Source organism: Erwinia sp. PME.40.26/001 (assembly GCF_055556675.1).
The window spans coordinates 376466-395892 of record NZ_JBVHNP010000003.1 but is presented as its reverse complement, the minus strand read 5'-3'; the positions used below and the strand labels follow the sequence as shown (position 1 = coordinate 395892).

The window sequence follows — 19427 nt, the reverse complement described above, 5'->3', positions numbered from 1 at the left end:
ATCCGCATCAGTGAATAAGGCTCCCACAAGGGAGCCTGTTCTTTAATCAAATACCCCGTTAATCACCGCCGTCACTAAGGCGGTACTCAGCGCAATCAGCACCAGATTGTCACCGACAATCTTCCACTCATAGCCCGGATAATAGGGCAGCTGGTCGAGCATTGAGGCGGGAACGGCTTTTTTCGCAATGCCCGGCGGCAGCGGCTTGCCGCGCGCCAGGTTTTTTGCAATGCCGGGGGGCAGGGACCGGTAGCCGGTCAGGCCATAGTTCAGCGCCAGGTGGCGTGCGGCATCAAAGCTGATATCGTCACTGACCCGATCCGGCTTACCGTGATTTTTACGGTGTGAGGGGCCGCCCTCTTTTTTGCCCTGCTTGTCTTTCTGGCTGTGGCCGTGCTTGCCATTGCCTCCGCCATTTCCGTTGCCATTCCCGTTGCCGTTGCCCGGATTCGCCAGCGCTGGTGCGGCCAGCAGAGAACAAGAGATAATGGCGGCTAAAACTGCCGTTAAACTGTGGTGTCTGGACATGATCGTTTCCCCAGTGGTTTTATCCTAATAAGATTAGGATAAGCGCGCGAACATTACCCTATCCTGTCGTCTGATTTTAACGGGCAGCGGTGCCTTTCTTATCCTCTCCCCTCAGACTTTGATCATGTTGACCAGCATGGCCACCCACAGCAGAAAGCCTGACAGGAAGTAGCCATAGAGAAACTTATTGCCCGCCGGGAACTGATAAGGCCCCTCAATGCCCGCCTTTCTTGCTTTTAACAGCAGCAGAGGAGGAAGAAGCACGCTCCAGATCACCAGCGCAATCCCGGCATAGGCCAGCGCCGGGATAAAGCCATCAGGGGTAATGATGCACAACAGTGCAGGGGGCAGATAGGTCATCGCTGCGGCAGGAAAGGACGATGTTATCCCTAAAAAGGAGCCCAACAGGTCATGAAGATAGTCAAAAAGACCGAGGGAGGCGGACAGTAAAGATGAGGTCACGGCAAAAAAAGCAAAGAACAACAGAATGCCGTTAATGTAATGGCTCAGTTCATTTTGGCTCAGGGCGGTCATAAAGACATTGATATTGCCCCCCTGGTCTTTGATGGCGGCAAAGGCCCCGCGATCGAGGATGCCCATCGTCATGCCCAGCCAGTAGATATAAATGAGTGCGGAAATCCCCACGCCGAAGCACAGGGACTTAACCACGAATTTGTGTTCCTTCCCGCCATACATTTTGATTAATGAGGGGATGCTGCCATGAAATCCGAATGAAATGATACAGACAGGGAGCGTTAACAATAGTGCGGAAAAGCTGCCGAACGCCGGGCTGGTTAATACCAGCTCCGGGGAGATGCGATGCAAATGTCCTGCCGTTGCCATAAAAAAGGCGGTGAATTTAGCGGCAATAAAAAAGGAGATGATGTGGGCAGAGAACCGCCCGCCCTTGCAAACCACGGCGGAGACAAGCAGGGTGATCAGCATGACGGAAAGCACCGGATAGCGTTTCCCCGTCAGGTCAGATTGCAGGGTGGAAAAGACCGCAGAGGCCCCGGAAAGATACGCATAGGTCACCAGGTAGAGCACAAACACCAGGCTCAGTCCAACGATGAAATTGACCTTTCTGCCGAGCAGTTTTTTTGTAAACGTATGGAAGCTCGAACCCTGCGGAAATCTCATGTTCACATCGACCAGCATCAAACCCGACGCGAGCATAAATAATGCGGAGAGCAGGAGAAAAACAACGCCTTTGGTAAACCACAGTGCTTCTAACGCGATCGGCAGCGCAAACATTCCGCCTCCGACAATGGTTGCAACGACCAGGACGGTGCCGTGAAACGCGCTGTTACTGTACTTCTGCATCGCTATACACCATAAAAAATCCCGGCAGGCCCGGGTTAACATTGCCTCTCAGCGTCAGGCTTTGGAGAAACCGTAAAACCTGTCGCGCCCCTCCTGTACGGATGGGGCCGACAGGGCACGCCGTAGAATAGCATGGCTTTCTCACATAATTGAAAGGCAGCCAGTGGGGATAATGAGAAGCCCGGCATCACAGCAGGGTGCTCAACTCATCCCGCAGATCGCCCTGGCGGAGCCAGTTCAGCAGCTCTGTGTTGCGTTTAAACCCTAATTTTTTCATGGCTGACCCTTTGTGGGCGCTGATGGTTTTGACACTCAACTTGAGCTCGGTGGCAATCTGGCCCGGAGACTGGGCCCGACGTATCGCCAGCAGAACTTGCTTTTCCCGTAGCGTCAGCGTCAGAGCACAGCGCGGACACGCCAAGGGCTGGGCAGCAGGCGTGTCATGCTTCATGATACGTTCAACCTCGTTTAACAGCGTCCCGGTGCTTATCAGGCGATTAATCACACTTTTTTCGCTCAGGCAGGGGGCAAGCCGCTGGCGGTAGCCCGGCGGAACGGGCTCCTGGATGGTGATCAGAGACTGGTAGTGAGCGGGTTGTCTGTGGCAGTACTGCGCAGTCTGGTTCAGATTTTGTTGCTGGAACACGAGGTCGGCTTTCCAGTAATGCCGGGCGGGTAAAAACGTCGTCGTACAGCCCATTCTGATGAAGTAGGATGCCAGAAGGGCTTCCAGCCCCTGGGAAAAATACTGGTCGTTATCCAGAATGACGATATCAATATGTGATTTCATAGCGTGACCTGCCCATCACTGCTGGCGGGGGCAAACCGTGCGTCGCGCGGGAACAGGCGTTCTGCCTCCTGACGATAGCGCTCCGCCAGCGCAGGTTTTTCCTCGTGGCGAAAAATGAGCAGCAGGTTGGCATAGACATTTTTATCAATGCGATGGCTCAGATAGCCCTGAGCCCAGTCGGCGTACTGATGCAGTTGCTGTTCATCGCGAGTGTGATTAAACGCCAGCAGCCCGGCCAGCTGGCGATCAAAACTCAGACGGTCGCGATGTATCCAGCTTGTCCAGGCGGGCAGCGCCTCAACCGGTTGCATATCCTGCAACCCGCCGCGCTCCGCCTGGGTCAATACCTGCCCGCTGTAAAAACCGGTCACCATCACGAACAGCGCCACCAGCGACAGGGCCAGCATCGGCAGTCGCCATCGTTTTAACCCACAGCCGGTGGCAAGGCGCGGACTGACCAGCCGATCGAGCATTGCCAGCAACAACAGGAACACCAGCCAGTGCAGTGCCGACAGGTAAAACGGGTATTCAGTTTGGCTGTGCAGCGCAATCGGCAGTAGCGCCACGCATAGAGCCAGTGCCTCACCCGCCGATGATTTACCGCAGGCAACAGCACGCCTGTCGCGCCAGTGGGCGTGGGTCAGCAGTTTGATGCCCGCACTCAACAGAAGCAACATACCCAGCAGCGCGACCACGCCCCCTTCCACCCACCACAGCAGCAATTCGTTATGCGGATGACGGGCGATTTCAGTCACCACCGTGGGTGGCGTCTGGTTTATACGAAAATGCTGAAAACTGTACTCAAAACCGCCGTAACCCCAGCCAAAAAGCGGCTTTTCGGCGATCATCGCCAGCGTATCGCGCAGCATGGTGTAGCGCGCATGGTTGGAACTGGTATGGCTGGCGTAGCGCAACGCACCGCCGAGCTCACTCCCCCACCACAGTACCAGCGCCGCCGCCACGGTGCCGCCGGCAACCAGCAGCGAGGCAATGGCCACAGCCTGCGGATAACGGCGGCAAAAACACAGGATAAACAACCCCAGCACCAGAGCACCCGCCAGCCAGCCGGTGCGGGATTGCACCCACACCAACACCATCGGCAGCAGCAGCAGCACCGCGGCCAGAGCGCGGCGACGCCAGCGTTCTGCACGCGGATCCAGCCGCTGGAACCCAGGCAGCACATACGCCGCCAACGCCAGCGCCAGCCCGGTGGCGATAAAGCTCGCCAGCACGTTAGGTTGCTGGAAAATGCCGAAGGCGCGCGAGCTGCCGGATGGGATCCAGGATTGTGCCATTGCTGGCGCAAACAGCTGCAGCAGCACGAGTGACGCCTGAACCACCGCCGCCGATAAAATCAAATACAGCACCGCATGGCGCTGACGCGCGGTCATACGCACCTGCAGCCAGGTGAAATAGAACGCCGCCCCGGCAAATAAACCAGCCAGCCGCCAAACGGCGGCGCTTTGCCATTCAGGCCGGGTAAATATAGCCGGCAGCGCCATCAGCAAACAGGCGGCGATTATTGTGCGACAGGTCGGCGTTATCACCGTTCTGCACAGCGGTGATGCCCGCCAGCAAGCCCCCATGAATAGAGCCGCACCGCCGTAGACCAGCAAATTAAACGGCAGCGACAATCCAGTCCCTCCGGGGTTGGGGATATATATCGCCAGCGGAATGAACAGCAAAAATATAAATAAGAAAAGAATACGATCGAATGTCATAAAAAACCTGGAAATATTAGAAAAATGACGTTAAAAAATAACGGCATTTAGATTATGAAAACATCAGTTCGGCGTGAAACACTTAAAAATAATTAGCGTACAGCACGATACTTTTCCCGACTGTCCCCATCGTTAATACACCCTTCGTGCTAAGCTCGGTTTGATAAGTGACAGTCTGCTGATTGCCGCTTTGCACGTTATCCCAAAACTTGACCAGCGTTTCGAAGTGCACTTTTCCTTCCTTGTCCTTAATATTAAAATAAGCACCGTTACCCAGCTCCAGAGCGGTATTATTCTCCACCAATCCGCCTCCGGGCGAAGAGAAGATCATTGCAACGCCTCATTTGCTACCGGTATGGCACGCCAGGCTATTAACTGCCGTCACAATCAAGGGATTGGTGGCGATCAATCCCGGTACCGTAACCGAGGAGATAACGCCAAAATCAATTTTGCTCGGCGCATTGATCGTAACAGAACAGTCCGAGATCTTTACTCCCGCTATACCTTGCAAGATATAGCGATATTTTTTCACGTTTGCAGGATTAATACCCCCTTCGCCATCCAGTTGGAACACAGCCAGCGTATCAATGCCCCCTCTTTTATTTCTCCGGTTTTCTCCAAATAAATTTGGTATTTGACCTGCCCCTTCTCAATGACTAAGTCAAGTCGACAGTAAGAACGTACGATACTGAATAACCGCCTGCCGCCCCAAGATTGTTTTCCACGTCGACATGTAGATCGATAGGGAAGGACGATCCGCCCCTCACAGAAATTGATTCGTCGAGTTGTCCATTTAGCACAACAGATACACCTTCCGTCACTACCACAGACCGGGGGGATGTCGTACGAACGACAGCGGATGCCAGCCCTTCCCCGGTGCAGACGACTGCGGCGGCGACGGGGCGCCGCGTGTGCCCGCTTGGGGCGACGATATCGATCGCCGGGGCAGCGTCCAGACGGCACGATAGGGGTGCCGGGGGTTTCTGCGGTTTCGGTTTGACATCGAAGTGTATAAACATGCGGTTGCGCGGTTTATCGCATTCTACGATGTGCCCACCGCCACCTACGTTTACAACCCCGGGTTTGGTTGATGGGCGCGACGAGTGGGTGGCTTTACTGATGATGAACTCGATGCTGGAAGTCGGGTCAGATAACTCATAGGCATACAAGCAGCTACGGCCCTGGTAGGTCCATACGTGCTGGATCGTGCCGTTGTCGGTCCAAAAGCTAAATTCGCTATCCGTCAACGGGGCAAAGTAACCAGACCCCATCCGGGGATTTGCAGCGCTGATCGATAGCACGCTGGGCCGGGAGGTGGGATATTTATCCCACCATTCGTTTGTAGTTATGGTCACATCTACGTCGGGATACGCGTGACCACACACAACCAACACTAGAAGGGGGAGGTATCGATACATATGAGGGTTCCCAGTTGTTCAGGTTTAACGTGGTCGGAGCATGGCCGCGTTTGCGTGTCGCATAACACAATTATTCAGGCATCCAAGTGTCTCCCTCAGCGTTGCGCGCTGGTTTCAACATACTATCTGCCCATATTCTCCACCGTGCCTCGTACGTTCGCACCCGCAACTCAGTCTCTGTCGATGACAGCCCCTGTCGGCGAGCCTGCTCATAAAGCCGCGCGCGTCGTGCACGATGATTTTCCAGCGCTCTGGGCGCTATGGCGGTCCCCGTGGGGGTAAACCATACCCCCAGCCAGTCAAAACCCTGTGCAATTCTGCCCAGTTGGGTTTTGTCCTGATGGGTTTCAAACCCACCCAGGTCAAAAAATTCATGCAGCCGCTTAACGCTGCGCCGCAGTTGCCAGCGGGTGCGGGTAAGCAGCAAAAAGTCATCCCTGTCTCGCGCATACCACTGGCCCTCCTGGGCGTTAAAAAGTAACCTACGTGGTGCAACAAGCTGCCGCCAGGCAGCGGGCTCAGCGCGCAACCCCGGCAGATGCGGCTTGCCATGCCGCCGTGTGGTTATTCATATTCCAGACTAAAGGTCACCACCGCGCTGAACGGCCCGCGTTCAATGGTTTTATGCTTCAGCGCGTCCGGTTCACCCTGAATATACGCCTGAACCGTTAGTGAGCTGTCACCGCTTGCTAATACCAGGGCGTTGCCTTGCCGGTTAACGGGGATTTTTTCACCCTGCGGGGTTTCCATACCGATGGCGATACCGCTGGCCTGGCTGGCGCTGTTCAGTGCCAGCAGCCCCGGCAGCGCCGTGCTTTCATTGCCGCTGAACGTCACCTTCACCGTTTTGCCCAGGCTGAGATCGCACTGTGTCAGATGCAGTTTGAACGGCTGAGCATGGGTACGAACGTTCATATACAGGTATTTGTCGATCACCGTATTAAAGTCCAGCACGATGGTTTCATCCCCGGGTGAGATCACGCAGGGCTCGGCCACCAGCGCACCGTGCAGACGCATATTTTCTACTGCCAGACACGAATGACAGCACAGCAGCAACGCCAGCGCTGCACGCTTAATCAGCACTTTATACCCGCTCATTGGTACACCGTCAGCAGGGTGGCCGTCGCCACAAACGCCCCTTCTTTCAGGGTAGAGCCCGGCCGTTTTACCGGCACCGCTTCCAGCACCGGAAGGGCATTCAGATTGACGGGAATTGACGTATTGATAATAAATCGCTTGCCGTTTTGCAGTAGACGGATAGCCAGGTCATCCATATTGCTCTTTATCGCTGCTTCATCGTAATCCGCCGGGATGCCGATCACCGCCAGCGCCATACTTCCTTTTCCTGATCCCGGATCGCAGGTGATACGGTAAGTGACCGGCTGTAGGTATTGAGTGCCATCAACTTTGGTGACCCCCACGCGTTTGCCGAAATCGACCCCCACTTCGCCACCGTCATTGATGGTGCATGGCGGCGCTTCAATCAGTGTTCCGCGAAAAAGCATATTTTCCGCTGCTGTTACAGGGCTGCCGGGGAAGATGAACAAAAGAATGCTAAATTGCACCACTGCCGCTGTCTTTTTCACTGATATTCCACCTTCATGGTTGCCCCGGCGGAGAAGTCTCCCCCGTCCAGCGTGGCCCCGGCCTGCCTGACCAGTACGGCTTCAAGCGTCGGCAGATTGGGATAGGTAAACGCGATCCAGCTGTTGACAGGCTGTGGATTGCCGTTACGTAACAGGGCGATCCCCATCGTGTTTTTATTGGTTTTTAAAATGCTGGCGTTAAAGCCAGCAGCGGTGCCCTGAACCTGCAATTTCATCGCATTTTTCGGCATGTTTTTACACACCACCGAATACGGTACAGGCTGTTTTTTGTAACTCCCGTCGATGTGACTGATTATCACGTCATTGCCGAAGGTCACGTCGAGCGTGCTGTTGGCGTTGATGGTACAGGGGGGGGGTGAGACGATGGTCACCTTCACCGTTATCGTGGTATTCGCCTGGACCTGTGCAACAAATACGGTTAAGACTGCAAACACGCAGTAGGGCCAATAGTGGTTCAAGCTTGCTTTCATCCTGATTCTCTTCGTCATCGCTGAGCTGCACATCCATGGCTGCTGCACAGGCGGCGGGTTGCCACGGTCCACTCTGCTGTCACACGGCCCTTCAGCGCATGCCATCCCAAATTTGTGTTAGCGCTGGCGTGTCCTGCAACTGAAGGGGTCTGTAATCTGCTTCTGTCAACGTCGGGGGCAGCCACAGCAGTAGCCAGAGGCAAAGCGGGGTGATAATTAATGCGACCAGCAATAGCAAAATTTTCAGCCCGGCGTAGAGGGTGCAGCCATCGATGACACACCATGAGGTCGCTTTACGTATCATTGTGTTCGCCCTGTTATTTACTGCTCGCAACAAACTGACAGCGTGCCCCGTTACAGCTGAACGTCATCTGCGGACGGCCGCCGTAATCGTTTACGTAGGTCAGAACCGGTGTGTTGCCCAGCGATGAGGCGGACGCCTTCAGCGGGGCACTGCTTTTGGGCGCGACCATCATCGGTTCAAATCCCGCAGCGGTAGTGCCATTTTTTTTGCTGCTGGCATCGACCAGCGTGATGTAATACGGCGTTGGGTTATCGACCTGATAGCCATTGCCCTGTTGGATAAGGGTCAGTTTTTCCTGCCACGGCTTAATTGATTCAGGATTAGGGACGGTAATCGCTTTTGGCCGGTAGAACAGCTTGATACGAGTTTGGAGTGCCAACTGTAAGGTATTGGGCTTGTCGCTCTTCGGTGGGATCTCACGCAGGTTAAAGTAGAACAGCGTTTCGCGATCCTGAGCCAGCATCTGAGTCGCGGGCAGGCCCTGAACTTTTATCTGGCTTTTGGTACCCGGTTCCAGACGCTGTACGGGCGGTAAGACGGTTAATGGACTGCTGATTTTTTTGCCGTCAGCATCTTCAATCCAGCCCTGGGCCAGATAGGGTAGCTGTTTATTTTCATTACTGATGCTCATGCTGGTGGACTTCTCCCCGCCGCTGAACACAATCCGGGTGCGATCCAGCGCGATTGCGGCGGTCGCCTGTTGGGCACACATCAGGCCTGTCAGGGCGCTGGCAATAAGGGGGACGATAAAATGGATTTTCATTTCTCTCTTCTCTCAAAAGATGTTTAAGCCTTGTCGATGCCCACCGGGCTGCAAGGCAGTAACAGATAGGTGATTTGATCCGGTAACAGCGCCTGCGGCAGCGTAAACCGGCACTGCTCCACGCCCCCCCATTTCACGTTCATTCCCTCACCAGGGTTGATGCCGCTGAGGTACACTTCGCCGTTATCGTTGATGATGCCCACCTCCTGATGCTTAATGTTGTGGACAGTGGCACCAAACGGCGGGACGGAACCGTCGGCCAGGCGAATAACTGCCATCGCCTTCTCGCCGGCAATGACTTCGAAATGGCGATAACCGATGGCCCCTTCCGTCAGCGTGGCCTGAGCCACCGACTGGCTGACTTCGGCGTTGTCCGGCAGCGTATTCAGGTCGATGCTGAACTGGTTGCGATAGTAGTTGCCGATATCCACGATCACGGCTTTACCAAAGGCGTTACTCAGAGTGGGGGCCCCGTAGCTACGGATGGGGATCCCCGGAACGCCATCGGTATCCAGCAGCATGCGGGTGCCGCCAGGAATACTGTTACGGTGCAACGCTACGCCATTCAGGGTGGCTGTCCCGCCGCCCTGCAGGGAAACCCCGACTGAACTGTATTCTCCGGCCTGATAGCTGGTGCTGGCGTTTATCTGGGCCATATCCCCACGGTGGCTGTAATAGCCGCTGGCGGTAGCGCCACTGCGCGCGCTTCCTGCACTGATCTGATAGGTGTCGCGATCGTTCAGGCGGTCGTAATACCCGACCTGATTCGTCGTTTCATTTTTGCTGATGCTGCCGCTGTAACTGACCGTACCGCTGCCACCCCACGGCATTGACAGCGAGAGATACATCCCGTCGTCATTAGTGCCGTTATATTTATTGCGGTAACCGGTCAGTGACAGGCTGACATTTCTCAGGCGACCCAGGTCGAAATAGCGCGACAGGGTCAGGTTGTAGCGATCGTTTGCCGGGCGGTCCCAATAGGTCTGATGGCTGTAATTCAGATACGCACTCAGGCCTAAATCATGGAACTGCTGATTAAAGGTGATGGTGTACATCTCCTTGCTGCTGTTAGCGCGCCTGCCGTTGTTAAGAGCATCGAGATACTCGCCCATCGCCATGAAGTTACGTTCGGAGAAGCGATAGCCCGCGAAGGTTACCTGGCTGTCGTAGTCATCAAAACGCTTGGAATAGCTCAGACGGTACGATCCTCCGCTTAATGCCCCCTGTTGGGGCAGCGTTGCGCGAGACTGCGTGACATCGAACGACAGCGCGCCGAACATCATCAGATCGCGGCCCATGCCCAACGCCAGTGCGTTGTAGTTTCCACCAACTATCCCGCCGCCATACAGTGACCAGCCGTTGCTGACGCCCCAGGAAAATTCACCGGTGCTGAATAAGGGGCCGTTACTGTTGTGCTGCCAGTCAGCAGGTCGCCCTGCGGCCATTTTGTAACGCACCGATCCGGGTCGCGTCAGGTACGGGATGCTGGACGTATCTATCCGGAACGCCTGTACGCTGCCGTCCTGCTCTTCAACGCGGACGTCCAGCTGGCCGTTTACCGCATCGTTTATATCCTGAATACGGAACGGACCTGCGGCGACCTGTGTTTCATACAACACGCGACCCTGCTGGCGAATAATCACTTTTGCATTGCTGCGCGCCACCCCGGTGACTTCCGGCGCATAGCCGCGCAGATTAGGGGGCAACATGTTGTCATCGGTGACCAGGCTGGCACCGATAAAGCGGACGCTGTCGAAGATATTTGAATTTAAATAGTCTTCACCCATCGTCATCCGGGCACCCAGTGAGGTCAGGGCACGCCAGGCGTAGTAACGGCTCCATTCCCAGCGGGTCTGGCTGGACGAGTTTGCGTTCCCCTGATGTTCTACTCGCGTTTGCCAGTCCGCGCGGAATCGCCATGCTCCAAGGTTACCGCCCATCGTACCGTTGCCGCTGAGGTTGTACCCCTGTGTCCCCTGCCTTTGCTGACGCTGGCTTTGAGCGTTGAGGTTATAATCCAGCAGCAGGCCGGGGATCCCATCATCCCAGCGTGAGGGGGGATCCCAGTTTTCTGCGGTGTAATCCAGGTAAGCCTGGGGAATATTCAGGTAGAGCGCGGAAGCGCCTAAATCGGAGCGTAATTCCATCCCCTCGAGGCTACGAGGATCCAGGCACTGGTTTTGGTGCCACCAGGCCAGCTTAACGAATGCAGATTTTTTTAATCCCAGCAGTTCAACCTGCTGCGGTGTAATACAGGCCTCACTACCTTTTTCATCGTTATCCGGTGGGTAAAAGGTTACCGGTTGCTCCGGTAACGTGTTTTTATTAATGTGGAGAGTGAATATATACTCTCCAGGCATAATAAAGTTCCCACGGGAAAATTGTCCAAGATCGATGTTGGCACGGTCTGAGACATCCAGCACATCGGTATTAAATTCAATATCAGCGGCCTGGGTAAACGAGCCTGTGCCTGCCAGAAAAGAGGAGATAAATAGTGCTAAAGTTCGGGGTCGTGTTTTCCCTGTATAGTTACATGACGGAGTAATCGACATCCATAGACCCTTATTAATAATTATTAAATCTTTTTACTACGATGGATAGTTAATCATTGTTTTATAAACGTGATAGAGTGATTTTTTGGGTTCACATTCCTTGTTTTCCCATTGTTTGCCGTTCAGGATGGTTTTTTTGATCTGATTATTTGAACTGGTTAAATATTATTTTTACTACGGGATTTTTTGGTGTGGAATATTCCCTGTTTAACGTTAACAGGGAATGAATAACATGCGGGTTACCCCGCATGAAACTGTCTATATGCAACGTTCAGTCGGGCTTACTGATAAGCCAGGGTAAAGTCTGCAACAGAGTTGAACTCACCCGGGGTGATGGCAGCTGAAGCGCCGTCACCCTGAAGGTGTGCACTAAAGCGCAGCGTAGCCTGACCATCCTCGATTTTCAGCGATTTACTGGCGGTGCTCAGCGGTAACAGTTTACCGTCAAGGTCGTTAATCGCGATGCTGGCACCGCGTGCGGAACCTTTCATTGCCAGCAGGCCCGGCACTGCCTCAGATTCGGTGCCGGTAAAGGTCGTGGTGACATTTTTTGCTGTGGTGACGTCGCAGCCGATCAGTTTGATCAGGATATCTTGCGGCGTAGATTTACCGCCATTTTTCAACTGGCCGGAAGCGATATCACCCAGTTTAATGGTTTGATCTATCGTGCCTGGATCGATAGAGCATGGGGCATCAATGATTGAACCTTTAAAGGTGACGGTACCCGCTCCCTGGTTCGCTGCGTGAGCCATTGAGATAGTACTTAGCGTCATTGCCGCAGCCAGCATCATTTTATTAAGTTTCATTGAGTTAATTCCATCTATACAATAAATTTAATTAGGAAATAATTTGGTATCAAGTCCCAATTTCTTCCCTTCTCTTGTCCGCCTGAACACTGTATTGCCGGTATCAAGCGAGGTGAAATGATAGTCGCCTTGAGTTATATTCAGCAATATAAACTAAATAAAGCACTTTATACGACATTAAAAACTATTAATTACAAATTTATTACATGTAAATTCTTTTTTTTTAGGCGTATTAGTTAACTGGCAGGTGTAAATCGCTTGGCTAAAAAAGATAAATTTTTCGATATGGGATTTATTTTTCACAGAGGGAACTTTTTGCTTTGAAAATGGCACGGTTTTACATAGGATAATGCTTGCCTGCTTTACAATATTTTTATAAGAACCGACAAGAAGATCTAAGATGAAATATATTATAAATAATAAATTTGTTTTTAATGCCAATGACCTTACATTATTTATTGGTGATCATCCTGAGATAACGACAAAACTTAAAAAACCGGTCGCGCGGTTATTGCTGGAACTTTTACATAGCAGTAATGTTAATGTATCCAGAGAAGATTTGCTGGTAAAAGTGTGGACGAAGAATGGGTTTACCGCCTCTAATGCGGGGCTGAATAACTATATTAGTGAGCTTCGTAAGGCATTCAGCCTTGTTGGCTGCGATTATGATATTATTATCACGGTACCGAAATTTGGATTTCGCTTTGAAGCAGAGGTTATCTCTCGTGATGTTTCAGGCGAGTTTTCAGTCAATAGTCTTTCAGAGGAAGAACCTGTATCTGGAGGGGACGATAATAAAAAAGCGACTATAAAAAAACCTTCCATTTTTTCATTGCCAGTGAAAATCAGCGTCTTAATTCTTAGCCTGACGATCATTTTATTTAGTGCATGGGTGATGTTAAAAAAAGAAGCCAGTCATCCGCTTGAAGAGATTGCCAGCATTGAGAAATGTGATATTTACTCGATGAGTAAGCTTTATGATAATGATGAAACAGTGGCGGATGTTACTAACATATTAAAGCGAGAAGGCGTTGACTGTAGCAGCCATCCACTCGACGTTTTTTATATGGAAGACAGGATTAACCGGAAAACGGTACGTGCTGACCTGGTCTCCGTATGTAACAGAAATGACAATCACCAGTATGACATTTGTTTCAATATTAAAAGTCAGAGAGATACTTCAAAATGACAAAAAAAATTATCCTGTTCAAGGTTTTCATTATTTTATTATTATCTTTTGGCGCCCGCGCGGAACAGCCGTTTAAGTGCACATCGCAGTACAAAACCTATGTTCAGGGCGATACCGAGTCTGTCGGTTTTGAGGGGCGCATCACACTCTTTCTCAAAAGCGATACGGAAGGTTTTTTCAGTCTCTCCGGGCGCGTCAAAACCAGTGAGAATACCTATCTGCTCTCCCGGCACAGCTATTTCACGCTGGCGCCTCAGGAGATTAACCAGGTGAAGCAGGCCAGTATTACGAAAGTGGTGAAGCATCCGAGTGATACGACCCCAGACATCGTCTGGCTGGACTATATTTTACCCGAGTTGCCCGGTATTGATTTCCATATTGAAATCTGGCCACTGAAAGACAATCTGGTGCTGATCAAATCAATCAACACCGGTTATCTGGTCTGCGCCAAGATCTGATTACCACAGGCATTCTTCTTTCTTTGTTTCTTCCTTTCACTTCTCCGCTCCCTCACGGTTGATCCTGCTCTGGCATGGTGCTGAGGGGGCGGGCGTTCCTGCTGTTCTGACCGCACATACTTTCTGCCAGGACGTGATCCCCGCAACAAAAAACAGCATCAAGGTTCATATAAAATGAAATGCTGTTTCATTTTGTTGAGTTTATCCCGTTTTGCCGCTAAGCTGCTTTTATCAGTTTTGGCATCGGGCACGCTCCGCCACCTGTCAGGGTCACGGAAAGCGCCTGAATATGTGGGTTAACTCAAGGAAACACCATGATTTTGGATAATTTCTCCCTGGCGGGAAAAGTGGCGGTGGTGACCGGGTGTGATACCGGTCTGGGGCAGGGGATGGCGCTGGGTCTGGCGGAAGCGGGCTGCGATATTGTCGGCATTAATATTGTTGAGCCGGTGGAAACCATTGAGCGCATCGCGGCCACCGGGCGTCGTTTTCTCAGCCTGACCGCTGACCTTAGCGATACCCAAGTCATTCCGGGTCTGCTGGAACGTGCGGTCGCCGAGATGGGCCACCTGGATATCCTGGTCAATAACGCCGGGATCATCCGTCGGGAAGACGCCATCGACTTTAGCGAAAAGAACTGGGACGACGTGATGAACCTGAACATCAAGTCGGTGTTCTTTATGTCACAGGCGGTGGCGAAGCAGTTTATCGCGCAGGGAACGGGCGGGAAAATTATCAATATTGCGTCGATGCTCTCTTATCAGGGCGGCATCCGCGTTCCCTCGTATACCGCATCGAAAAGTGCGGTGATGGGCGTAACCCGTCTGCTGGCTAATGAATGGGCGCAGCACAAGATCAACGTTAACGCGATAGCGCCCGGTTATATGGCCACCAACAACACTCAGCAGCTGCGGGCGGATGAAGCGCGCAGTGAAGAGATCCTTGGCCGCATTCCGGCCGGGCGCTGGGGCCTGCCAGCCGACCTGATGGGGCCGGTGGTGTTTCTCTCTTCCCCGGCATCTGACTATGTTAATGGCTACACCCTTGCCGTCGACGGCGGCTGGCTGGCCCGTTAATTTCCCTGTTTACTGACCTGCGGCAGGTAAGCCTGCCGCACACAAGAGGATGACGAATATGAAAATTGCACTGATGATGGAAAACAGCCAGGCGGCAAAAAACGCGATTATCCTGAAAGAACTGAACGCGGTCGCCGGGGAGAAAGAGTACCCGGTGTATAACGTCGGCATGTCTGACGAGCAGGATCACCACCTGACCTATATCCATCTGGGGATCATGGCCAGCATTCTGCTGAACTCGAAGGCAGTGGATTTTGTGGTCGCTGGCTGCGGCACCGGTCAGGGTGCGCTGATGTCGCTCAACCTGCACCCGGGTGTGATCTGTGGTTACTGCATTGATCCGGCAGATGCGTTCCTGTTTGCCCAGATCAACAACGGCAATGCGCTGTCGCTGCCGTTCGCTAAAGGCTTTGGCTGGGGTGCCGAGCTGAACGTGCGCTTTATCTTCGAAAAGGCCTTTGCGGGTGAGAAAGGTCAGGGCTACCCGGCGGAGCGTAAAGAGCCGCAGGTACGCAATGCGGGCATTCTCAATCAGGTGAAGGCGGCGATCGTCAAAGAAAACTACCTGGATACGCTACGCGCCATTGATAAAGAGCTGGTGAAAACCGCGGTTTCGGGCGAACGCTTCCAGAAATGCTTCTTCGAAAACAGTCAGAACAAAGAGATCGAAAACTTTGTGCGTGAAATCCTCGCGTAATTTTTTCCTTTTCGCCCAATAAAAAACCGGTGCTCTGTGAGCACCGGTTTTTTTATGCCGGATAAATTACAAAAAATCCTGGCGCTGTGGGGTGAACGTATCCAGCAGCACACCTTTCTCCAGGCAGACGCAGCCGTGAATGATGTCCGGCTTTTTGTACAGCGTGTCGCCGGCGGTCACCTCGTGGGTTTCGTCACCGATGGTAAAGCGAAAGCGGCCGGACAGCACATAGGTCAGCTGTTCGTGGACGTGATGGTGCAGCGGGCCGACGGCTCCGGTCTCAAAGCTGACCTCTACCGCCATCATGCTGCCGCCGTGTGCCAGTACGCGACGGCTGACGCCGTCGCCTAAATCCTGCAGGGGTCTGTCCTGTCTGTAAATAAACACGGGTTAATCCTTCTGTAATGAGTGGCGAAGCGCGTCCGGGATCTCGGCAAGATAGAGCGCGGGCTGTCCTTCATAATCGGTGGTGAACAGCACGTGACGATCGTCTGGCGAGAAAGAGGGGTGCGGATGGGTCACCTGCCGGTCACCGTCCAGCACCTGCCAGGAACTGTTATGTGCAGCCAGCGGCGCGTATTTCCGCGTGCGCGCGTCGAACAGGTACAGCCACGGGTCATTCTCAATCGTGTGGCTGGCGGTGTCTTTCACGTCCACCGGGGTTCCGGATCCGTCACCGACCAGCAGCGTGCCGTTATCATTGCTCATCAAATGTGAGCAGGCAGGCATGGTCATCAGGCTGACGTCTTCACCTGTCTGTGGGTCAAAGCGGCGGATATGGCGGTCGTGCTGACCCTTCAGGTAGGAAACATAAATGAGCGCGGAGCCGTCCGGCACCCAGAACTCGTGGGTGCAACTTTCCCCCGGGGCGTGTTCCTTCACTTTCCGCACGTTGCTGCCGTCTTCATTCACCAGCCACATTCTGGCGTCCACCAGATCGTGCGGGCCTTCGTGGCAGAACGCCACGGTACTGTCGTCAAACGGCCGGTAGATCGGGTGGCCCAGCCATTCGTTTTTCTCGTGGATAACGTGTGACTGGCCGCTGTGCAGGTCGATGCGCAGCAGGCGGCAGCGCGGGTTACTGTGGTAGAACGTCTGGAAAATTTTCCAGTCAGAGAGCGGCGTCCAGTCCCTGCGGTCGATCTCAATCCCCACCAGGCTTGAGCATTCGCTGTTGGCGACCCAGGTACCATAGCCGACCCAGGCTTCCGGCACCTGATAAACCGTTTTTTCGCTGAAGTCGGCCAGCGTGACGCGCTGCAGCAGGCGTTCATTTTTTACGTAATACAGGTACTGGTCATCCGGGGAAAGGAAACCGCCAAAGGTGTTATCCCCAGGGCCTTCGGTAAGCTGCACGGCCTGCTGTGTGCCCAGGTCGAGCAGATAATAGTTGCGGTGACCGTCAAACTCCCCGGCAAACAGCAGCTGGCTGCCGTCGCGCGTAAAGCATTTCTGATAGAAGTAGTTGCGGTGGCACAGCACGTCAGGCGGCGTTAAGCGCGTGACACGTGCGCCGGTCTGCGCATCCTGAACGGTGTGGAAGTTGAATGAGATCTGAGAGCCTTTAGCCATGATTCACTCCATCGGTAGCAAGGGGTATTACCCCTGAAGGATAAATTTATTAAAATGAAATGCTGTTTCATAAATATGAAAACAGATTATCACTGTGATGAGTGAAACAGCGGGAGTGGCTGACAGAAATGCTATGCGGATCACAAAACAGCGCCTTATTCTTCAGGAACGCAGGCTTAACTGCCCCATAGAAAGTGTTTTTTGTCCTTTGTGCCTGTTGCTTACACTGACTTACGCTGCACGGCTTGTTGCTTTTAAGTGTCTGTATTGTGGCAAAAAATAGTACGGTATTTGCCGTTTTTTATCAGGCGATAAGGAATAAAGAGGGGGTAAAAGGGACGCTTTACTATTAAGAATGCTACACGTATCGCAAATCTGTCTGAGAAATCACCGGCTGCTGTTTTAACTGTGAGTTAATTCACATCTATTCCGCCGGGAGATCTATATAAAACACCGTATCTATAAAAATAAAACAACGGTTCATTTTTATAAAATCTCTCTGGGCGGGGCTCACATGAACGCAGAAAAACCAATTCTCTTCAGACATCAGCTGGCATACGGCGGTGGTAATTTACTCGGTAGCGGGGCGCTGGCGATAGCCGGTATCTGGTTACTCTATTTCTATACTACCTTTTGTGGGCTGACGCTGTTACAGGCTTCGGCGATCTTTTCCGTTGCCAGCATCATCGATGCCATCAGCAACCCGCTGATGGGCTATCTCTCGGATAACTTTGGCAAAACGCGGCTCGGCAAACGCTTTGGCCGCCGCCGTTTCTTTATCTTACTCGGCATCCCGCTGATGATGGTCTACCCGCTGCTGTGGGTGGAGGGCTTCGGCTTCTGGTACTACCTTTCAACCTATGTGCTGTTTGAACTGATCTACACCTCGGTGATGGTCCCTTACGAAACCCTCGCCACCGAGATGACCACCGACTTCTCAGCCCGATCGAAGCTGACCGGGTACAAGGCGATTTTCGGTAAAGTGGCGAACTTCCTCGCGGCATTTATCCCCGGCCAGTTCATCCTGATCTACGGTAAAGAGTCGGCAGAGCCGTTCTTCTTTACCGCGCTGACTTACGGGGTGATTTTATGCGTGGCGATGATCATGCTGTATATCTCCTCCTGGGAACGCCCGGTGGAAGAGACCACCCCGGTTGATGAGAAGAAAATGACGCTGGCGAAAACCATGGTGACGCTGGTGCGCGATATGAAGTCGACCTTCCATCTGCGCGTGTTCCGCAAGCACCTGGGCATGTACCTGTGCGGGTTTGGCGCGGAGTGGCTGTTTGCTTCAGTCTTCACCTACTTCATTATCTTTGTGCTGCAGTACGATCCGGCCATGGTGGCGGGATTAAGCAGTCTTAACTCCCTGTTACAGCTCTTCTCCACCGCCATCTTTATCGGTATCTGCGTGAAGCACGGCTTCAGCAAGCCGTACATTCTGGCACTGAGTATCGTGGTGTTCTCGGTGGTGTGTTACAGCCTGCTGCACTTCCTGCACCTGCCGCAGCAGTACGCGACGGCGGCGATGCTGGCCATCACCGTGGTATTCGGCATCGGTACGGGCGGCGTGTACTACATCCCGTGGACGGTCTACACCTTCCTGGCGGATATCGATGAAGCCTTTACCGGCCGTCGTCGTGAAGGCATCTACGCCGGGGCGATGACTTTCTCCGGCAAACTGATGCGCTCGGTGATTGTTTTCGCCATGGGTGCCATCCTCAGCTTCTATGGCTTCCAGTCTAAATCGCAGACGCAGCCGGAAAGCGCCGTTACGGCGATCGCTCTGGTGTTCTGCGTGGGCGTGATTGCACTGGCGCTGATGGCCATGGTCTTCAGCCATCAGATGAAGCTGAACCGCAAAACGCACCTGGTCGTGCTGGGTGAAGTCGCCAGGATCAAGGCCGGTGGCCTGATTGGCCACGTGCAGCCCGAGGTGCGTGCGGTGATGGAAGAGCTGATCGGCTACCCGTATGAAGAGTGCTGGGGTAACAGTAAAGTGTGCCGCAAAATCTTTGATACGCCCGCCGTTGAGGTGCTCCCCGTGGCAAAACCTGAATCGCTGGTGAGCCGCACGCAGCACCCGTAATCTTTCGTTTTTACCAACCCTTTACTGACTCTCCGACTGGCCGGGAAACCGGCCAGCGGCCCCC

Annotated in this window: 20 protein-coding genes; 5 read left to right on the top strand and 15 right to left on the bottom strand. The window is 53.2% G+C overall.

Features of this window, described 5'->3' with window-relative positions:
• Nucleotides 1–42 precede the first annotated feature (42 nt).
• The 13 genes from ACZ3HG_RS12240 to ACZ3HG_RS12180 form a co-directional block, all read right to left on the bottom strand.
• On the bottom strand, nucleotides 43–528 hold the full coding sequence (locus tag ACZ3HG_RS12240) for an anti-virulence regulator CigR family protein (protein ID WP_465332942.1): 486 nt from the start codon (nucleotides 526–528) through the stop codon (nucleotides 43–45).
• 111 nt (nucleotides 529–639) lie between these two features.
• Nucleotides 640–1851 carry an aromatic amino acid transport family protein gene (locus ACZ3HG_RS12235; protein ID WP_465332941.1) on the bottom strand — a complete coding sequence of 404 codons (1212 nt, stop codon included), beginning with the start codon at nucleotides 1849–1851 and terminating at the stop codon, nucleotides 640–642.
• Between the two features lie 187 nt (nucleotides 1852–2038).
• Nucleotides 2039–2641 (bottom strand): helix-turn-helix transcriptional regulator, encoded by a 603-nt coding sequence (locus ACZ3HG_RS12230; RefSeq protein WP_465332940.1) that lies wholly within the window; start codon nucleotides 2639–2641, stop codon nucleotides 2039–2041.
• The gene (locus ACZ3HG_RS12225) at nucleotides 2638–4362 is read right to left on the bottom strand and encodes a PglL family O-oligosaccharyltransferase (RefSeq protein ID WP_465332939.1); all 1725 of its coding nucleotides are present in this window, start codon (nucleotides 4360–4362) and stop codon (nucleotides 2638–2640) included. Before ACZ3HG_RS12225 ends, ACZ3HG_RS12230 begins: the two co-directional genes overlap by 4 nt.
• Nucleotides 4363–4444: 82 nt before the next feature.
• Entirely contained in the window at nucleotides 4445–4693 is a 249-nt protein-coding gene (locus tag ACZ3HG_RS12220; RefSeq protein WP_465332938.1) for a hypothetical protein, read from the bottom strand.
• A 9-nt stretch (nucleotides 4694–4702) separates the two neighbouring features.
• Nucleotides 4703–4936 carry a hypothetical protein gene (locus ACZ3HG_RS12215; RefSeq protein WP_465332937.1) on the bottom strand — a complete coding sequence of 78 codons (234 nt, stop codon included), beginning with the start codon at nucleotides 4934–4936 and terminating at the stop codon, nucleotides 4703–4705.
• A gap of 1408 nt (nucleotides 4937–6344) precedes the next feature.
• Entirely contained in the window at nucleotides 6345–6797 is a 453-nt protein-coding gene (locus ACZ3HG_RS12210; RefSeq protein WP_465332985.1) for a fimbrial protein, read from the bottom strand.
• Between the two features lie 77 nt (nucleotides 6798–6874).
• Nucleotides 6875–7285 carry a fimbrial protein gene (locus tag ACZ3HG_RS12205; protein WP_465332936.1) on the bottom strand — a complete coding sequence of 137 codons (411 nt, stop codon included), beginning with the start codon at nucleotides 7283–7285 and terminating at the stop codon, nucleotides 6875–6877.
• 77 nt (nucleotides 7286–7362) lie between these two features.
• Nucleotides 7363–7857: a fimbrial protein gene (locus ACZ3HG_RS12200; RefSeq protein ID WP_465332935.1), complete on the bottom strand. Its 495-nt coding sequence runs from the start codon at nucleotides 7855–7857 to the stop codon at nucleotides 7363–7365.
• A 91-nt stretch (nucleotides 7858–7948) separates the two neighbouring features.
• Entirely contained in the window at nucleotides 7949–8161 is a 213-nt protein-coding gene (locus ACZ3HG_RS12195; protein ID WP_465332934.1) for a hypothetical protein, read from the bottom strand.
• Nucleotides 8162–8174: 13 nt separating this feature from the next.
• Nucleotides 8175–8924 (bottom strand): fimbria/pilus periplasmic chaperone, encoded by a 750-nt coding sequence (locus ACZ3HG_RS12190; RefSeq protein WP_465332933.1) that lies wholly within the window; start codon nucleotides 8922–8924, stop codon nucleotides 8175–8177.
• Nucleotides 8925–8947: 23 nt separating this feature from the next.
• Nucleotides 8948–11476 (bottom strand): outer membrane usher protein, encoded by a 2529-nt coding sequence (locus ACZ3HG_RS12185; protein WP_465332932.1) that lies wholly within the window; start codon nucleotides 11474–11476, stop codon nucleotides 8948–8950.
• Between the two features lie 281 nt (nucleotides 11477–11757).
• On the bottom strand, nucleotides 11758–12282 hold the full coding sequence (locus tag ACZ3HG_RS12180) for a fimbrial protein (RefSeq protein WP_465332931.1): 525 nt from the start codon (nucleotides 12280–12282) through the stop codon (nucleotides 11758–11760).
• Nucleotides 12283–12682: 400 nt separating this feature from the next.
• Between ACZ3HG_RS12180 and ACZ3HG_RS12175 the strand changes: the two genes are divergently transcribed.
• The 4 genes from ACZ3HG_RS12175 to ACZ3HG_RS12160 all read left to right on the top strand — a co-directional run bounded on the left by ACZ3HG_RS12175 (nucleotide 12683) and on the right by ACZ3HG_RS12160 (nucleotide 15702).
• Nucleotides 12683–13471 carry a winged helix-turn-helix domain-containing protein gene (locus ACZ3HG_RS12175; RefSeq protein ID WP_465332930.1) on the top strand — a complete coding sequence of 263 codons (789 nt, stop codon included), beginning with the start codon at nucleotides 12683–12685 and terminating at the stop codon, nucleotides 13469–13471.
• Nucleotides 13468–13929, top strand: coding sequence for a hypothetical protein (locus tag ACZ3HG_RS12170; RefSeq protein WP_465332929.1), 462 nt, complete (start codon nucleotides 13468–13470; stop codon nucleotides 13927–13929). The genes ACZ3HG_RS12175 and ACZ3HG_RS12170 overlap by 4 nt, the downstream gene beginning before the upstream one ends.
• Nucleotides 13930–14243: 314 nt before the next feature.
• On the top strand, nucleotides 14244–15005 hold the full coding sequence (gene kduD / locus ACZ3HG_RS12165; protein WP_062743996.1) for a 2-dehydro-3-deoxy-D-gluconate 5-dehydrogenase KduD: 762 nt from the start codon (nucleotides 14244–14246) through the stop codon (nucleotides 15003–15005).
• A 58-nt stretch (nucleotides 15006–15063) separates the two neighbouring features.
• Entirely contained in the window at nucleotides 15064–15702 is a 639-nt protein-coding gene (locus ACZ3HG_RS12160; protein ID WP_062743994.1) for an RpiB/LacA/LacB family sugar-phosphate isomerase, read from the top strand.
• 66 nt (nucleotides 15703–15768) lie between these two features.
• On the opposite strand, the gene ACZ3HG_RS12155 is transcribed toward ACZ3HG_RS12160, so the two are convergent.
• Both ACZ3HG_RS12155 and ACZ3HG_RS12150 read right to left on the bottom strand, forming a co-directional pair.
• Nucleotides 15769–16089 (bottom strand): cupin domain-containing protein, encoded by a 321-nt coding sequence (locus tag ACZ3HG_RS12155; protein ID WP_191934386.1) that lies wholly within the window; start codon nucleotides 16087–16089, stop codon nucleotides 15769–15771.
• Between the two features lie 3 nt (nucleotides 16090–16092).
• A complete protein-coding gene (locus ACZ3HG_RS12150; RefSeq protein ID WP_191934387.1) occupies nucleotides 16093–17274 on the bottom strand; it encodes an oligogalacturonate lyase family protein in 1182 nt (393 codons plus the stop codon).
• Nucleotides 17275–17788: 514 nt separating this feature from the next.
• Here ACZ3HG_RS12150 and ACZ3HG_RS12145 point away from each other — a divergent pair.
• Nucleotides 17789–19363: an MFS transporter gene (locus tag ACZ3HG_RS12145; protein WP_062743988.1), complete on the top strand. Its 1575-nt coding sequence runs from the start codon at nucleotides 17789–17791 to the stop codon at nucleotides 19361–19363.
• The last annotated feature ends 64 nt before the right edge of the window (nucleotides 19364–19427 follow it).

Bases quoted from the DNA above. Each gene is read 5' to 3' on its own strand.
- kduD (WP_062743996.1), top strand. From the start codon at position 14,244: ATGATTTTGGATAATTTCTCCCTGGCGGGAAAAGTGGCGGTGGTGACC.
- ACZ3HG_RS12220 (WP_465332938.1), bottom strand. From the start codon at position 4,693: ATGATCTTCTCTTCGCCCGGAGGCGGATTGGTGGAGAATAATACCGCT.
- ACZ3HG_RS12200 (WP_465332935.1), bottom strand. From the start codon at position 7,857: ATGAAAGCAAGCTTGAACCACTATTGGCCCTACTGCGTGTTTGCAGTC.
- ACZ3HG_RS12195 (WP_465332934.1), bottom strand. From the start codon at position 8,161: ATGATACGTAAAGCGACCTCATGGTGTGTCATCGATGGCTGCACCCTC.
- ACZ3HG_RS12185 (WP_465332932.1), bottom strand. From the start codon at position 11,476: ATGTCGATTACTCCGTCATGTAACTATACAGGGAAAACACGACCCCGA.
- ACZ3HG_RS12180 (WP_465332931.1), bottom strand. From the start codon at position 12,282: ATGAAACTTAATAAAATGATGCTGGCTGCGGCAATGACGCTAAGTACT.
- ACZ3HG_RS12235 (WP_465332941.1), bottom strand. From the start codon at position 1,851: ATGCAGAAGTACAGTAACAGCGCGTTTCACGGCACCGTCCTGGTCGTT.
- ACZ3HG_RS12190 (WP_465332933.1), bottom strand. From the start codon at position 8,924: ATGAAAATCCATTTTATCGTCCCCCTTATTGCCAGCGCCCTGACAGGC.
- ACZ3HG_RS12170 (WP_465332929.1), top strand. From the start codon at position 13,468: ATGACAAAAAAAATTATCCTGTTCAAGGTTTTCATTATTTTATTATTA.
- ACZ3HG_RS12150 (WP_191934387.1), bottom strand. From the start codon at position 17,274: ATGGCTAAAGGCTCTCAGATCTCATTCAACTTCCACACCGTTCAGGAT.
- ACZ3HG_RS12205 (WP_465332936.1), bottom strand. From the start codon at position 7,285: ATGCTTTTTCGCGGAACACTGATTGAAGCGCCGCCATGCACCATCAAT.
- ACZ3HG_RS12230 (WP_465332940.1), bottom strand. From the start codon at position 2,641: ATGAAATCACATATTGATATCGTCATTCTGGATAACGACCAGTATTTT.
- ACZ3HG_RS12240 (WP_465332942.1), bottom strand. From the start codon at position 528: ATGTCCAGACACCACAGTTTAACGGCAGTTTTAGCCGCCATTATCTCT.
- ACZ3HG_RS12225 (WP_465332939.1), bottom strand. From the start codon at position 4,362: ATGACATTCGATCGTATTCTTTTCTTATTTATATTTTTGCTGTTCATT.
- ACZ3HG_RS12145 (WP_062743988.1), top strand. From the start codon at position 17,789: ATGAACGCAGAAAAACCAATTCTCTTCAGACATCAGCTGGCATACGGC.
- ACZ3HG_RS12175 (WP_465332930.1), top strand. From the start codon at position 12,683: ATGAAATATATTATAAATAATAAATTTGTTTTTAATGCCAATGACCTT.
- ACZ3HG_RS12210 (WP_465332985.1), bottom strand. From the start codon at position 6,797: ATGCGTCTGCACGGTGCGCTGGTGGCCGAGCCCTGCGTGATCTCACCC.
- ACZ3HG_RS12160 (WP_062743994.1), top strand. From the start codon at position 15,064: ATGAAAATTGCACTGATGATGGAAAACAGCCAGGCGGCAAAAAACGCG.